The sequence below is a fragment of the Nocardia higoensis genome (genome assembly GCF_015477835.1).
Lineage (GTDB): Bacteria > Actinomycetota > Actinomycetes > Mycobacteriales > Mycobacteriaceae > Nocardia > Nocardia higoensis_A.
This window is the reverse complement of the sequence record NZ_JADLQN010000002.1, coordinates 265,793-280,950: the sequence shown is the minus strand read 5'-3', so window position 1 is coordinate 280,950 and position 15,158 is coordinate 265,793. Positions and strand designations below refer to the sequence as shown.

15 protein-coding genes and 1 tRNA gene are annotated in these 15,158 nt (G+C 70.2%); 8 read left to right on the top strand and 8 right to left on the bottom strand.

Going from position 1 to position 15,158, the window contains the following annotated elements:
• Positions 1–25 precede the first annotated feature (25 nt).
• On the top strand, positions 26–1,216 hold the full coding sequence (locus IU449_RS15470) for a DUF2330 domain-containing protein (RefSeq protein WP_195002803.1): 1,191 nt from the start codon (positions 26–28) through the stop codon (positions 1,214–1,216).
• Between the two features lie 193 nt (positions 1,217–1,409).
• On the opposite strand, the gene IU449_RS15465 is transcribed toward IU449_RS15470, so the two are convergent.
• The 4 genes from IU449_RS15465 to IU449_RS15450 all read right to left on the bottom strand — a co-directional run bounded on the left by IU449_RS15465 (position 1,410) and on the right by IU449_RS15450 (position 5,403).
• Positions 1,410–1,838 carry an HIT family protein gene (locus IU449_RS15465; RefSeq protein ID WP_195002802.1) on the bottom strand — a complete coding sequence of 143 codons (429 nt, stop codon included), beginning with the start codon at positions 1,836–1,838 and terminating at the stop codon, positions 1,410–1,412.
• 104 nt (positions 1,839–1,942) lie between these two features.
• The gene (gene purB / locus IU449_RS15460; RefSeq protein WP_195002801.1) at positions 1,943–3,361 is read right to left on the bottom strand and encodes an adenylosuccinate lyase; all 1,419 of its coding nucleotides are present in this window, start codon (positions 3,359–3,361) and stop codon (positions 1,943–1,945) included.
• Positions 3,362–3,367: 6 nt separating this feature from the next.
• Entirely contained in the window at positions 3,368–4,063 is a 696-nt protein-coding gene (locus tag IU449_RS15455; protein WP_324188267.1) for a TetR family transcriptional regulator, read from the bottom strand.
• 173 nt (positions 4,064–4,236) lie between these two features.
• A complete protein-coding gene (locus IU449_RS15450) occupies positions 4,237–5,403 on the bottom strand; it encodes a pyridoxal phosphate-dependent aminotransferase (protein ID WP_195002800.1) in 1,167 nt (388 codons plus the stop codon).
• 53 nt (positions 5,404–5,456) lie between these two features.
• Between IU449_RS15450 and IU449_RS15445 the strand changes: the two genes are divergently transcribed.
• Entirely contained in the window at positions 5,457–6,503 is a 1,047-nt protein-coding gene (locus IU449_RS15445) for a M23 family metallopeptidase (protein ID WP_228804737.1), read from the top strand.
• Positions 6,504–6,562: 59 nt separating this feature from the next.
• Here the strand turns inward: IU449_RS15445 and purD are convergent, their stop codons facing one another.
• A complete protein-coding gene (gene purD, locus IU449_RS15440) occupies positions 6,563–7,834 on the bottom strand; it encodes a phosphoribosylamine--glycine ligase (RefSeq protein WP_195002799.1) in 1,272 nt (423 codons plus the stop codon).
• Between the two features lie 195 nt (positions 7,835–8,029).
• On the opposite strand from purD, the gene IU449_RS15435 reads away from it, so the two are divergent.
• Together IU449_RS15435 and IU449_RS15430 are read left to right on the top strand one after the other, a co-directional pair.
• A complete protein-coding gene (locus IU449_RS15435; RefSeq protein WP_195002798.1) occupies positions 8,030–8,407 on the top strand; it encodes a PH domain-containing protein in 378 nt (125 codons plus the stop codon).
• A gap of 17 nt (positions 8,408–8,424) precedes the next feature.
• The gene (locus IU449_RS15430; RefSeq protein WP_195002797.1) at positions 8,425–8,850 is read left to right on the top strand and encodes an HIT family protein; all 426 of its coding nucleotides are present in this window, start codon (positions 8,425–8,427) and stop codon (positions 8,848–8,850) included.
• Between the two features lie 377 nt (positions 8,851–9,227).
• On the opposite strand, the gene IU449_RS15425 is transcribed toward IU449_RS15430, so the two are convergent.
• From IU449_RS15425 to IU449_RS15415, 3 genes are all read right to left on the bottom strand, one after another.
• A tRNA-Thr gene (locus IU449_RS15425) sits at positions 9,228–9,299 on the bottom strand.
• A 140-nt stretch (positions 9,300–9,439) separates the two neighbouring features.
• Positions 9,440–9,682 (bottom strand): MbtH family protein, encoded by a 243-nt coding sequence (locus IU449_RS15420; protein WP_040794323.1) that lies wholly within the window; start codon positions 9,680–9,682, stop codon positions 9,440–9,442.
• Between the two features lie 197 nt (positions 9,683–9,879).
• Positions 9,880–10,713, bottom strand: a complete 834-nt coding sequence (locus IU449_RS15415; RefSeq protein WP_195003222.1) for an alpha/beta fold hydrolase — start codon at positions 10,711–10,713, stop codon at positions 9,880–9,882.
• A 113-nt stretch (positions 10,714–10,826) separates the two neighbouring features.
• Between IU449_RS15415 and IU449_RS15410 the strand changes: the two genes are divergently transcribed.
• The 4 genes from IU449_RS15410 (at position 10,827) to IU449_RS15395 (ending at position 15,012) form a co-directional block, all read left to right on the top strand.
• Entirely contained in the window at positions 10,827–10,997 is a 171-nt protein-coding gene (locus IU449_RS15410; protein WP_195002796.1) for a hypothetical protein, read from the top strand.
• 109 nt (positions 10,998–11,106) lie between these two features.
• A complete protein-coding gene (locus IU449_RS15405; RefSeq protein WP_228804927.1) occupies positions 11,107–12,705 on the top strand; it encodes a trehalose-6-phosphate synthase in 1,599 nt (532 codons plus the stop codon).
• A 97-nt stretch (positions 12,706–12,802) separates the two neighbouring features.
• On the top strand, positions 12,803–13,522 hold the full coding sequence (locus IU449_RS15400; protein ID WP_195002795.1) for a response regulator transcription factor: 720 nt from the start codon (positions 12,803–12,805) through the stop codon (positions 13,520–13,522).
• 92 nt (positions 13,523–13,614) lie between these two features.
• Positions 13,615–15,012, top strand: coding sequence for a sensor histidine kinase (locus IU449_RS15395; RefSeq protein ID WP_195003220.1), 1,398 nt, complete (start codon positions 13,615–13,617; stop codon positions 15,010–15,012).
• The last annotated feature ends 146 nt before the right edge of the window (positions 15,013–15,158 follow it).

Here is a 15,158-nt window from a genome sequence, read left to right as displayed (position 1 = left end):
CTCCCCTCGCCACTAGGCTCGCCCCATGCCCTCCGCCACGGCCGCCCGTCTCGCCGCCCTGGCGCTCCGGCGTCTCCGGCCCACGTCGCCTCGCACCGCCGCGACCGTTCCGCTCGCCTCGCCCGGTCCATCCGCCGCTGCGACCCGCGCCGCCGGACCGTCCCGCCGCGGGGCCGCCGCGGCTCGCGGTGCCGCGACGGTCGCGATCCTGGGCGCCGTGCTCTCGCCCGGCGCGATCGGCCCGGCGACGGCGTGCGCCTGCGGCGGCATCGTCAGCCCGGGCGACGCCGCGACGGTCCACCAGGAGACGGCGGCGCTGACCTGGGACGGACGACGCGAGACCGTGCTGATGCGACTGTCCCTGGCCTCCGACACCGACCACGCCGCCCTCGTCGTGCCCACGCCTACCCCGGCCACGGTGAGCGCCGGATCGGCGGACACCTTCGGCGAACTCGCTCGCCTGACCGCACCCGAATACATCGTCGAGACCGAGTGGTTCTCCGGCCGGGACGACGACGGCGTGGGCGCACCGGCGGGGGGCGGCGCGCCGATGGTGCTCGACCAGGTCCGGCTCGGCCCGCTCGAGGCGACCACCCTGTCCGGCGGCGATCTCGGCGGCCTGCGCCGCTGGCTCAGCGGCAACGGCTACGCCATGCGCCCCGAGGTGACCGCCACGCTGGAACCGTATCTGCGCGAAGGCTGGTCGTTCGTGGCCGTGCGGCTCACCGGCGACCGGGAACTGTCCGGCGCGCTCGACCCGGTGCGCCTCGCGTTCGACTCCGATCGGCTGATCTACCCGATGCGCATGTCGGCCGCGGCGAGCACCGCGCAATCGGTCCATCTCTACGTCCTCGGCGAGCACCGGATGCAACGCGACGACCCGAACGCGGCGGGTCAGAACACGGTGGTCGAGTTCTCCGGCCGTCTCTCCCCCGGCGACTCCGACGATCCGTTCCTGCGCGAAGCGATCGGCACCGGCCGCGACTTCCTGACCGAGATGCGGGTGCGCATCGGCGATCCCGGCGCCATCACCTCCGACTTCACCTTCGCCGCCGCGCCCGAGGACACCGTTTATCGCAAGCGCGTCGTGCAGACCGACACGGTGACGCTGTTCGGCCGACCGGCGGGGTACATCGTCCTCGGCGCCGCCGCGCTCGCCGCAGCGGTCGTGGTGGTCGCGGTCGTCCGGGTCGCGCGGGCTCGCCCCACCGACTGACCGCGACGGCCGTGGTGGGGCTCCGATGGCCGGGCCGACGGTGGCGCGGCCCGTCGCTGGAGGTAGCACCTGCACCTGGATGACCGACCCGTCGCGGGTGAGTCGGCGAACACGGCCGGGCTGGGGGCGCCGAACCTGTCGACGCGAACGCCCTGGGCTGCCCGAGGCAAGGGCACCTGGCGGACTCTCCGGTCTACTCGGCGCGCGCCAGCGCGCCCCGGATCGAACCGGCCAGATAGTCCAGATCGGCGCGGTGCGGACTGGTCGGGCGACCGCGCAGACCGAAGCCGTCGCCGGGCGTGCGCGGAATCACGTGCAGGTGCACGTGGAAGACCTCCTGTCCCGCGGTCACCCCGTCCGCGAGAAAGAAATTCACTCCGTCGCAGGCCACTTCACTGGCCCGCAGCGCGGCGGCCAGCCGCTGACCGACCTGGAACAGCTTGCCGCCCACCACCGGATCCAGCGCGGCGAGATCACGGGCGGGCACCTTGGGCACCACGAGCAGATGTCCGGGCGTCATCGGCCGGATGTCCATGAAGGCGAGGACGTCGTCGTCCTCGTACACCTTCGAGGCGGGTGCGCGACCGGCGACGATATCGGAGAAGACGGTGTACGGATCCACACCGCACCTTAACCCCGCCCGACGAGCCAGGCCGGGCAGCCGTCGCCGCGCCCAGGTCCGCAGACCGGGGCGGGGCAACGCGGGCATCGACAGCGGCCTGCGGACTACAGGATCGGGGACGGCGTGTAGCGGGCCGCCTCCGGATAGGTCTCGACCAGCTTCTGCACCTGCGCGACCACCTCGCCGGTCTGGTCGCCCGCGGCGCCGACGAAGGCCGACTTGTCCGCCAACGCGGCGTCGAGCGCGGCCCGGTCCAGCGGCAGCCTGGCATCGGCGGCCAAGCGGTCGAGCAGATCCGGCTCCCTGCCCTGTTCGCGCATGGCCAGCGCGACGGCCACCGCGTGCTCCTTGATGACCTCGTGCGCGGTCTCGCGACCCACACCGGCCCGCACCGCCGCCATCAGGATGCGGGTGGTGGCCAGGAACGGCAGGTAGCGGTCCAGTTCGCGGGCGATCACGGCCGGGTAGGCGCCGAATTCGGCCAGCACGGTCAGGAAGGTCTCCATCATGCCGTCGATGGCGAAGAACGCGTCGGGCAGCGCGACCCGGCGCACCACCGAGCAGAACACGTCGCCCTCGTTCCACTGCGCGCCGGCCAGTTCGGCGGCCATCGAGGCGTAGCCGCGCAGCACCACCTGCAGGCCGTTGACGCGCTCACACGAGCGGGTGTTCATCTTGTGCGGCATGGCCGAGCTGCCCACCTGGCCGGGCTGGAAGCCCTCGGTGACCAGTTCGTGGCCCGCCATCAGGCGGATGGTGTGCGCGAACGACGACTGTGCCGCGCCGATCTGCACCAGCGCCGAGAGCACGTCGTGGTCCAACGAACGCGGGTACACCTGACCGACGCTGGTCAGCACGGTCGCGAAGCCGAGATGGCCGGCCACCTGCTGTTCCAGGCGGGCCAGCTTCGCCGGATCGCCGAGCAGGTCCAGCATGTCCTGCGCGGTGCCCATCGGGCCCTTGATGCCACGCAGCGGGTAGCGGTCGATGAGTTCGCGCAGCCTGGTCAGGCCGATGAGCAGTTCGTCGGCGGCCGAGGCGAAACGTTTGCCCAGCGTGGTGGCCTGTGCGGCGACATTGTGCGAGCGGCCCGCCATCACCAGCGCCTGGTATTCGGCGGCCCGTTCGGCCAGCCGGGCGGCCACCGCGACGCCGTGGGCGTGCACGTGCTCGAGGGAGAGCCGGATCTGCAACTGCTCGACGTTCTCGGTCAGATCGCGGCTGGTCATGCCCTTGTGCACGTGCTCGTGCCCGGCGAGCGCGTTGAATTCCTCGATGCGCGCCTTCACGTCGTGGCGGGTGACCCGCTCACGTTCGGCGATGGAGGCGGTGTCGACGTGGTCGATCACCCGCTCGTAGTCGGCGAGCACGCCGTCGGGCAGGTCGATGCCGAGCTCGGACTGGGCCCGCAACACCTCCAGCCACAGCCGCCGCTCGAGCACGATCTTGTGTTCCGGCGACCACAGGTGCACCAGCTGCGGACTGGCATAGCGGGTGGCGAGGACGTTCGGGACGAGGGTCACGTGGGGTCAGTCTAGTGGCCGCATTTCCGGGCCGGTCGACCTGCTGCCGTTGAGTTGCTGCTCCAGGTCGGCCGGGCGCAGCGACGGGGAATCGACAGAGCGCAGCGGCGGGGCCACGATGTCGATCACTTCCAGCAGCGCGGCCCGTGCGGTGCGGCGCGGGTCGGGGTCGTTCTCGGTCAGCGCGGCGACGACGGCGCCGTCGACCACCGCCACCAGTCTTCGCAGATGTTCGGGGCGCACGCTGCGATCGGAGCGACGCAGCACGTCGGCGAGCAGTTCCTCGAGCTGCGCGCGCAGTCGGAGCTGGACCTCGCGTAGCTCGGGATGGCGAGCCGAGGCCACCGAACGCTCATAGCGGGCGATCAACTGGCCGCGCGCGGCCTCGTCGTGCCGATCGCCGATCAGTAGATCGAGCACCAGCTCGACGGTCGCCTCCGCACCGCGCCGACGGTGGCTGACCTCGCCGACGCGCTTGCGCATGGCGTCGAGTTCGGCACTGCCGCTGAACTCCACGGCGCGCGCGATCAGATCCTCGAGCGAGGCGAAGTAGTAGGTGGTCGACGCGAGCGGGAGGTCGGCGCGGGTCGCCACCGAACGATGCCGCACCGCATCGAATCCGCCTTCGAGGAGCAGTTCTGCGGCGGCGGCGACCAGGGCCTGGCGACGCCGTTCACCTTTCGGGGTCGTCGCGGTTATCACCGTGCCATCGTGCCAGTCATCATCGGTTCATCCGTGGAAAATCGAAAGAAGAGGCTTCAGCCGTCGAAGTGGGCTCAGCTGTCGAACTCAGCCGTCTTTTGTTCTACCCCATCCGGGGATCGACGGCATCGGAGCGGGGAAAGTTGTTGCCCACCAGACACTTCGAATCGGCGTCAATCCCCCGCGCGGAGATACCCCGCCAGCCGGAGCAATGCCTGCTCGATATCGGCGTGCGCACCGGCGAAAGAGAAACGCACAGAGCGATCTCCGTTCACGGTGTCGAAATCGATGCCGGGCGCCAGCGCCACCCCGGTGTGCGCGAGCACGTCCGCGCACCAGGCACGCGAATCCTCGGTCAGGTGGCCGATGTCGGCATAGGCGTAGAACGCGCCGTCGGCCGGGGCCAGTTTCGTGATCCCCAAGGCGGTCAGCCCGTCCAGCAGCAGCCTGCGGTTGGCCGCATAGCGCAGCACGTGGGAGTTCAGCTCGGCCTTGGACTCCTCGTCGAAGGCGTGCACCGCCGCGTACTGCGAGATGGCGGGCGGGCACACCGTCATGTTCGAGGCCAGCCGTTGCAGGGCCGGGCGCAGATCCGGGGGAACCAGCATCCAGCCCAGCCGCCAGCCGGTCATCGAGAAGTACTTCGACACCGAGCCGATGACCACCGCGGCGCGCGAACTCTCCCAGGCCGAGCTGGTGCGCGCGTCGTCGCCGTAGGTGATCCCGTGATAGATCTCGTCGGAAATGAGCAGCGTCCCGTTGTCCTCGCACCAGCGGGCGAGCGCGGCCAGCTCGCCCGGCTCGATCATGGTGCCGGTCGGATTCGCCGGGCTCGCCACGATCAGGCCCCTGGGCGGTTCCGGCAGCGCGGCCAGCATCTCCACCGTCGGCTGGAATCGGGTCTGCGGACCGCAATCGAGTTCGACCACGCGGCAGCCGAGCGCGCTGAGGGTGTTGCGGTAGGCCGGATATCCGGGCCGGGCCACCACCACGGTGTCGCCCGGGTCGAAGGCGGCCAGGAAGATCAGCGTGAAGGCACCGGAAGAACCGGTCGTGACCACCACGTCGTCGGGGTCGACCGGGTATCCGTAGGTCGTGGCGTGGTGTCCGGCGATGGCCTCGCGCAGCGCCAGGATGCCGAAGGTCTCGGTGTAGCCGAGCAATTCGGCGTCGATCGCGGCTTTGGTGGCGCGCAGCACCGGAGCGGGCGCGGGCGTCGAGGGCTGACCGGCGGCCAGCACGAGCACATCGCCGTGCGTTCTGGCGCGTTCGGCGGCGGCTTTCCAGACATCCATCACGTAGAAAGGTGGGATGGTCGACCTTCGAGATTCTCTGGACACCCGAACGACGGTAGAGCACCGTCGTTCGGGTGAGCCGGGATATGGTCGGCACGATGCTTGACAGGGCTCGTCGCACCGAACTGGATCGTGCGGGTGACGCGGGCGGCGGCGTCGTCATCCCGCCGGATTGGCGTTCGCGCGCCGCGCGCCGACGTCCCGGGCTGCGGCAGCGCGCCGCCGCACTGCGCCGCGCGGCCGGTCGCCGCGCCGCCGCGCTGGGAGACACGGCGGCCGGGCTGTGGGAGGCGGCCGAAGCGCTGCCCGACCGCGCCCGCACCGAACTCACCGGCATGCGGCACCGGGAGCTGCCCGATCCCCGGCGGCTGTGGACCGAGGACAAACGCGCCGAATACCTTCGTCTGCTGCAGCGCCATCGGTGGCTGATCGCCGGACTGATCGGCGTACTCGTGCTGGCCGGAGCCGATACGACCCTCGGACGCGGGTTCCAGGACGGTCCGCTGGGCCCGAACGAGGCCCGCCGCGTGTTCTTCGCCCACCCCCAGCAGTATCAGTCCACGCCGCCGTCGGTGCGCCGCTACCTCAATGCCATCGCCAACGGTGAACACCTGCGCGAACAGGCCGTGGTCGCCGCGGCCGCCCGCGCCACCCTGGAACGCGCCAAAGCCGAGGCCGCCGCCGCGGCCGCGGGGGAATGGCAGCCGTGGATCAACGAGCCCGGCGTGGTGGTCACGCCGGGCTCGGTGCTGCCGGGCATCGGCGGGTTCGTGCTGCCCGCGCGCGGGCTGTTCACCTCGGGATTCGGCTCCAGGTGGGGCACCTTCCACAACGGCATCGACGTCGCGGGCCCGATCGGCACCCCGATCTACGCCGTCGCGGACGGCACCGTCATCGACGCCGGTCCCGCCCAGGGCTTCGGCCTGTGGGTCCGCATCCGCCACGACGACGGTTCGATCACCGTCTACGGGCACATGTACGACTTCTTCGTCTCGGTCGGCGAACGCGTTCCTGCGGGCATGCAGATCGCCCGCATGGGCAACCGCGGCGACTCGACGGGCCCGCATCTGCACTTCGAGGTCATCGTCAACGGGGGCCATGTGGATCCCAGCCCCTGGCTCGCGGCCCGGGGCCTGCGGTACTGAGCACGATCGTCCCGGATCGGCACGACCTCGCCCCACCGGAGGGCCCGGTCCCGGTGAACTCAGATGGTGATGCGCGACTCGACGGCGGCCAGACCGATATCGGTGCGGAAGTGGCCGCCGGGCAGTTTGATCGAGGCCATCCGCGCGTAGGCGCGCTCGCGGGCCTGCGCCAGATCCGCGCCCACCCCGACGATGCTGAGCACCCGCCCGCCCGCGGACACCAGCGCACCGTCGTCCCTGGTGTTCGTCCCCGCGTGCAGTACGGCGGTCGTCTCGTCGGACGCGGCGTCACCGGCGCCGGTGATCACATCGCCCAGCCGTGGCCGGCCCGGGTAGTTCTCGGCGGCCAGCACGACCGTGATCGCCGCCCCGTCCTTCCAGCGCGGCGCCTCGACCTCACCGAGGGTGCCGGTGGCGGTGGCGTTCAGCAGTTCGCCGAGCGGGCTCTCCAGCAGCGCCAGCACCGCCTGGGTCTCGGGATCGCCGAAGCGGCAATTGAATTCGACGACCGCGGGGCCCGCCGCGCCGATCGCCAGACCGGCATAGAGCAATCCGGAGAACGGGCAGCCGCGGCGCACCATCTCGGCGGCCACCGGCTTCACCACATCCTCGACGATCTCGGTGACGGTCTCGACGGGCAGCCACGGCAGCGGCGTGTAGGCGCCCATGCCGCCGGTGTTGGGACCGGTGTCGCCGTCACCGACGCGCTTGTGATCCTGCGCGGGCAGCAGCGGCACCACGTTCTCCCCGTCCACCAGGCAGAACAGTGATACCTCCGGCCCGTCGAGGAAGGACTCCAGCAGCACCGGATGCCCCTGCTCGAGCAGCTCGGCGGCGTGATCGCGGGCCGCGGAGCGATCAGCGGTCACCACGACACCCTTGCCCGCGGCCAAACCGTCGTCCTTGACCACCCAGGTGGGGCCGAACCGGTCCAGCGCGTCGTCCAGCTCGGCGGGGGTGTCGACCACTTCGCTGTGCGCGGTGCGCACACCCGCCGCGGCCATCACGTCCTTGGCGAACGCTTTGGAGCCCTCGATCCGCGCCGCGGCGGCCGAGGGCCCGAAGCAGGCGATGCCCGCCGCGCGCACCGCGTCGGCGACGCCGAGCACCAGCGGCACCTCCGGCCCGATCACGACCAGGTCGGCCCGCACATCCTTCGCCAACGCGACGACCGCCTCGGCCGAGGAGGCGTCGACGGGACGCACGTCGGCGTGCTGGGCGATCCCGGCGTTCCCCGGCGCCGCGATCAACGCGGTGACGGCGGGGTCCCGGCGCAGCGCCAGGACGAGGGCATGTTCACGGGCTCCGGCTCCGATGACGAGTACGCGCACCGCAACAGCTTAGGGGACCGGCCCGGGGCCACTGTGCGCACCGGAGGACCGGTCGGCTGCTGTTCACCCACCGTTTGCCGGTCTCGTGCGAAATCGCTTGTCGTGCTTGACGTGTAGCACGCCGCGATACGGGCATAGTGGAGATACGGGCTCCGCGCACCTGGTCGGAGCCGCCGACGGGGACAGGGGCGAACGATGGGTCTGATGGATGGATTGATGGGCAATGCGGGCCGGATCGACCCGGCCGCGGCCCAGCAGGAGTACGCCAAGCTGCTCGGCAACGGCGAACAGGTCTACACCGCCTACATCCTGGTACGCGACGCCCTGCTGTTCACCGACCGCCGCCTGATCATCATCGACAAGCAGGGGCTCACCGGCCGCAAGGTCAATTACCACAGCGTCCCCTACCGGGCCATCACCCACTTCGCCGTGGAGACCGCGGGCACCTTCGACCTCGACGCGGAACTGCTCATCTGGCTCTCCGGCAGCGACGTCCCCATCCAGAAACGCTTCAACCGGCAGGTCGACATCTACGAGGTGCAGGGCATCCTGTCGCATTTCGTCGCCCGCTGACTACTACTCTGCGGGGCATGGCTTCTGTCTTCAGCGCGATCATCGCAGGTCAGCTCCCCGGTCGATTCGTATGGGAAGACGACGAATTCGTCGCCTTCCTGACGATCGCCCCCGTCACCCAGGGCCACACCCTCGTCGTGCCGCGCGCCGAGATCGATCAGTGGCAGGACATCGACCCGGCGGTGTTCGCCCGGCTCACCGCCGTCGCCCAGAACGTCGGTCAGGCCGTGCGCACCGCCTTCGACGCCCCGCGGGCCGGCCTGCTGATCGCCGGCCTCGAGGTCCCCCATCTGCACGTCCACGTCTTCCCCGCCTACGACATGGGCGACTTCGACATCTCCCGCGCCGACCCGAACCCCGCCCCCGCCTCCCTGGACGAAGCCCAGGCCAAGATCAAGCAGGCCCTGCGCGACCTCGGTCACGGAGCCAACGTCCCCGAGTGAGCCGACGAGAGCCGTTCCCGTCCCTGCCGACCCCGTCACCGCCGCCAACGCGGCGTCGACGGGATCGTCTGCGTCTGGGGCCGCCCGACCTCGACGCCCCCGTCGAGACGGCCATCCGACAGAGTCGTCCGCTCCCGACCGCGTGGTCCGAGTGTCCCGGAACCCTCGGATCCGGCCGAGGGCCTGCCCCGCTCGCGGCCGCGCGAACGGGCATGAGGTGCACCGACTTCCAGAACAGCGGCGTCCTTGCACTGCGACGTGCCGATCAGCCGCTGTGTCCGTCCGATTTCCCTTGACCGGTACACGCCGAAGCCCGGCATACGGGTGGTGGATGTGCGAGTGCGGCTCCGCACTGGTCGGAGCCGTTCCGGGCGAAGAGCCCCCTGTCAGGATTGAACTGACGACCTTTCGCTTACAAGGCGAGTGCTCTACCACTGAGCTAAGGAGGCGAAGATCGGAGTCCGGCTACGCGGAATCCGACGACGACGGTCATCATAGCCGCGCTCCGTCGCCGCGCGTCACCGGATATCGGTGACGTGCGGCGACGGTCGAGCGAGAGACTCCCGGCGCAGTATCGGCTACCGCAGGGTCAGGACTGGCTGCCCTGCCTGGCCGCGTCGTCGGCGGCCATCGCGTCGCGCAGGCTCTTGGGACGCATGTCGGTCCAGTTCTTCTCGACGTACTCCACGCAGGCGGCGCGGCTGTCCTCGCCGAACACGACTCGCCACCCGGCCGGGACCTCGGCGAAGGCAGGCCACAGGGAGTGCTGTTCCTCGTCGTTGACCAGGACGAAGAAGCGGCCGTCCTCGTCGTCGAAGGGGTTGGTGCTCAATTTCACCTCACTGGATACTGGCGCTTGTACGGGATTAGGCTCTTGGACCCCTCCGTTGCGGTGGCCCGTGCCACGACGAGCCACGCACCGGATGACTACCCGAGCGTTGTGTCGACCCTAGCAAGGGACACGTTACGGGAAGGCCATTACCTCGGGTGCCGACCGGCCGCACGTCCCCGGACGCGGTCGGCTCGGGTTCATTCGGTGAAGAAGTCGAGCAGGATCTTGTTCACCGTCTCCGGGCGCTCGAGATAACCGAAGTGACCGGCATCGGGTACTTCCTGGTAGCGGGCGCCCGGGATGACGTCGGCGACTTCCCTGGTCAGGTAGGCCGGGATCATCCGGTCGTCGGCGAACCCGACCGCCAGGCAGGGCACCTCGATCGCCTTGTACGCCTGCACACGGTCGAAATCGTGATCCATTCGCCGCTGGGCGCGGATGCCGGGGGTGACCGGACCGCCGGTGAATTCGAACAGGTCCAGCCAGTCGCGGGCGGCACTGACGTCGGCCAGGGTGGCCGGCGAGAGATTCATGACGGCGGTGACCGCGGCCTCGTATTTCGGCGGCAGCTTCACCCCGGCGGCATCGAGTTCGTGTTCGCCCAGCGACAGGGTCTTCTGGAACTGGTCGAGGCGGGCGTGCCCGGCCATGAAGACGGCCTTGCGGACCAGATCGGGACGGGCCAGCGCCAGTTCCTGGGCCACCCGCGCGCCCATCGAGGTACCCGCGACCAGGGCCGGCCCCTCGTCGAGAAGTTCGATCAGACCGGCGGTGTCGGCGACGAGATCCTCGATGGTGATCCCGGCCGCCGATTCGTCGGAGGGAGCGATACCGCGGTTGTCGAAGGTGCAGACGCGGAAACCCGCGGCCAGCAGCGCGGGCACCTGGTGCAGTTCCCAGACCCGGCCCGGGCTGCCGGTGCCCATGATCAGCAGGATCAGCGGCGCCGACCCCTTCGCCTCGGTGCCCTTCGCACGGTCTCCTTTGACCTGGTAGTTCAACGGTATTCCGTTCACCGTGGCCAGCGGCATGGTCCACCCTTTCGTCAGATGATGCAGCGCACCCACGGTATAGGCCGTACCCCTGTCGCCTACCATGGACACTTCGAAACGCTCGAGCGTAACGAATCGGGAGGACACGACAAATGGCCGCGAAGAGCAGCGCGAACGATATCGCGGACGACGAGCTGGAGCCACTGACCGACGAGACGGCGCGGCAGGCGCAGCGGGTCGTGGCGGCCTACGCCGCCGACGCCGACGAATGCCGGATGCTGCTGTCGATGCTCGGCATCGGGCCGAACAGCCGCGCCGAGTAGATCACCTGGCGCCGAGCGGGGACAAACACTCGGACCGGCGTGATCGCGGCGTGAGCGAGGGGCTGCCGCCGCTACGTGAGAACAGAACAAGGATGCGTGAGTGGACCAGATGACCGATCAGCCGTCCGAGAACTCCCAGCACTCCCAACCCGAACCGGAATCCGGCGCGGTGCGGTCCGACGACGGGCCGCATGACGCGGGTTCCGGTTCGGCCATCGACCGGCCGCGGGAAGCGGGCTCCGATTTCGTCGTGGTGGCCAACCGGCTGCCCGTCGACCTGGAACGTCTGCCCGACGGCACGACCCGGTGGAAACGCAGCCCCGGCGGTCTGGTGACCGCGCTCGAGCCGGTGCTGCGCAACAACAAGGGCGCCTGGGTCGGCTGGGCAGGTGTGCCCGATATCGATGTCGACCCGATCATCGAAGACGGCCTGGAACTGCATCCGGTGCCGCTGTCGGCGGGGGAGGTGGCCGACTACTACGAAGGTTTCTCCAACGGCACGCTGTGGCCGCTGTATCACGACGTGATCGTCCGGCCCACCTACGACCGCGCCTGGTGGGCGGCGTATGTGCAGGTCAACCGCCGTTTCGCGGAGGCGACGGCGAAGGTGGCCGCCCAGGGCGCGACGGTCTGGGTGCAGGATTACCAGCTGCAGCTGGTGCCGAAGATGCTGCGCATGCTGCGCCCGGACCTGACCATCGGGTTCTTCCTGCACATCCCGTTCCCGCCGGTCGAACTGTTCATGCAGATGCCGTGGCGCACCGAGATCATCGAGGGCCTGCTCGGCGCGGATCTGATCGGCTTCCACCTGCCCGGCGGCGCGCAGAATTTCCTCTACCTGGCGCGTAGGCTGGCCGGGCAGCCGACCTCCCGCGGCTCGGTCGGGGTCCGTTCCAAGCTGGGCGTCGTGCAGGTCGGTTTCCGCACCGTGCGGGTGGGCGCGTTCCCGATCTCGATCGCCTCGGCCGAACTGGACGAGCATTCGCGCAGGCGCTCGATCAAGGAGCGGGCCGCCAAGATCCGCGCCGAGCTGGGCAATCCGAAGAACATCCTGCTCGGGGTCGACCGCCTGGACTACACCAAGGGCATCGACATCCGGTTGAACGCGCTCGAGGAGCTGCTGCGCGAGAACCGGTTCGATCCGGCCGAGACGGTGATGCTGCAGCTGGCGACTCCCAGCCGGGAACGCGTCGAGAGCTACAAGCAGATGCGCGGCGACATCGAGCGCCAGGTGGGCCGGATCAACGGCGAGTTCGCCCGCGTCGGCTACCCGGTGGTGCACTATCTGCACCGGCCGATCCCCCGCGACGAGCTGATCGCCTTCTTCGTCGCCGCCGACGTCATGCTCGTGACGCCGTTGCGCGACGGCATGAACCTGGTCGCCAAGGAGTACGTGGCCTGCCACAGCGGTCTCAACGGCGCGCTGGTGCTCAGCGAGTTCACCGGCGCGGCGGCCGAGCTGCGCCAGGCCTACCTGTGCAACCCGCACGATCTGGACAGCGTGAAGGACGCCATCGTCGCCGCGCTCGAGGACGACAGGGAGACCAAGCGTCGCAAGATGCGCGGGCTGCGCAGGCAGGTACTCGCCCATGACGTCGACCGCTGGGCCAGGGCGTTCCTCGAGGCGCTGGCTCGCGACCAGGTGGCGGGCAGCGCGCTGATCGCCCCGCCCGAGGAGTTCTCCGACGAGGACGAGTTCTCGCGCTGACCGCCCTGGCGGACACCGCGGGACGCGCGAGCGGCCGCACAGCGACTTCACAGGAACCCTCCAGCGAGGTCCCAGCCCGCGGGCGCATCATGAGCGTATGAGTGATGCGCCCGCGGTGCGGCGTCCCGAGGCCCGCGTCCTGGTGGTCGACGACGAGCCGATGATCGTCGAACTGCTCTCGGTGAGCCTGCGGTTCCAGGGCTTCGAGGTCCAGACGGCGGTCGACGGCGCGCAGGCGCTCGATCGGGCCCGCGTGTTCCGGCCCGACGCGTTGATCGTGGACGTGATGATGCCCGGCATCGACGGCTTCGGCCTGCTGCCCCGGCTGCGCGCCGACGGCATCGACGCCCCGGTGCTGTTCCTGACCGCGCGCGACGACGTGCAGGACAAGGTCGCGGGCCTGACGCTGGGCGCCGACGACTACATCACCAAGCCGTTCAGCCTCGAAGAGGTGGTGGCCCGGCTGCGGGTGGTGTTGCGCCGGGCCGGGCACGGCGAGCCGGTGCGGGCGAGTTCGCGGATCACCTTCGCCGACATCGAACTCGACGACGACACCCACGAGGTGTGGAAGGCGGGTGAGCCGGTGGCGCTCTCACCCACCGAGTTCACGCTGTTGCGCTACTTCATGGTCAACGCGGGCACCGTGCTGAGCAAGCCGCGGATCCTGGATCACGTGTGGCGCTACGACTTCGGTGGCGAGGTCGGGGTGGTGGAGACCTACGTGTCGTATCTGCGCAAGAAGGTCGACACCGGCGAGCAGCGCCTCATCCACACCCTTCGCGGCGTGGGTTACGTGCTGCGGGCGCCGAACCGGTGATCGCCGCGCGATCGGGATCCACGCGCCCCGCTCCGGCCCCGCTGGGGCCGCTGCGCCGGGCCCGCGAGTACGTCGGGGCCCGGCTGAGCGCCATCCCGCTGCGGGTGACTTTGGTACTGGCGCTGGTCGTCTCGGCCGGGCTGGGCCTGGTGGTGTCGGGCACGGTGGTCACCTCCGCGCTGGAGAAATCGCTGCTCAGCCGCACCGATCAACAGTTGCGCGATGCGGTCTCACCTCGGCCGCGACCTCGCCCGGCCACCCCGCCACCGCCCGCGGACCCGCGCACTCCCCCGAGCTCGTTCTACATCGTCATCGACTCCGGTCCCGGCACAGACCTTTTCGTGCTGCGGCCCTACGACGTGGACGCCGCACCTGACCTGTCGAGCGTTCCCTCGGCCCAGCCGGTGACGGTGCCCTCCCTGGGCGGCGGCGAAGTCCATTGGCGCGCACTGAGAGTGACAGTGGCCGGCGAGACGACCACCATCGCGGTGCCGCTGACGCAGAACGAGGACACCGTGGCCCGGCTGGTGGCGCTGCAATCGATCGTCGGGCTGGCCGTGCTCGCCGTGCTGGCGCTGGCCGCGTATTTCGTGATCAGGCGCAGCCTGCGACCGTTGCGGCGAGTGGAGAACATCGCGGCGGCCATCGCGCGGGGTGATCTGTTCCGGCGGGTGCCGGTGCGCGGCACCAACACCGAGGTGGACCGATTGTCCCAGTCGCTCAACGGAATGCTGGCGCAGATCCAGTCGGCGTTCGCCGCGACCGAGGCTTCGGAGGCGGCCGCTCGCGAATCCGAGGCGAAGATGCGCCGGTTCGTCGCCGACGCCAGCCACGAACTACGGACCCCGCTGACCACCATTCGCGGGTTCGCCGAGTTGTACCGGCAGGGCGCGACGGACGACCCGGCGATGGTCGTCGACCGCATCGAGCACGAGGCCCGCCGGATGGGTCTGCTGGTCGAGGACCTGCTCATGCTGGCTCGGCTGGACGCGCAGCGCCCGCTGCGGCTGGGCACGGTGGATCTGCTGACCGTGGCGGGCGAGGCGGTGCACAATGCCCGCGCGGTGGCCGCGGCCGCCGACCCGGAGGGCCCGCGCAGGAGGATCGAGCTGGAGGTCGAGCCGGGGCCGGGGACGCTCGAGGTCAGCGGCGACGCCGATCGGTTGCGGCAGGTGCTGGCCAACCTGCTGACCAATGCCCTCACCCATACACCGGTCGAGGCGGAGGTGACTGTGCGGCTGACGCCCGGTGCGCACGAGGTGACCGTCGACGTCGTCGACACCGGCCCCGGACTGGCGCCGGAGGAAGCCGAGCGGGTGTTCGAGCGGTTCTATCGCACCGATGTCTCGCGCACCCGGGCCAGCGGCGGCTCCGGGCTGGGCCTGTCGATCGTGCAGGCGCTGGTCGCCGCGCACGGCGGGCGCGTCACGGTACGCAGCGCGCCAGGTGAGGGCACCTGTTTCGCGGTGTGCCTACCGCGTGCGACCTGATCCGGACCGGTCGCATCGCCGCGCCGGGCTCGAACTGTGAGACGGGTTCGACGCGTCACCCAGCCGGGCCGACGACATCGACCGGCGTCCCGGTGCGTGCGTTTCGATCGGGCACGCGCGTCCGCCCGTCGCGACCGGGAACGGGA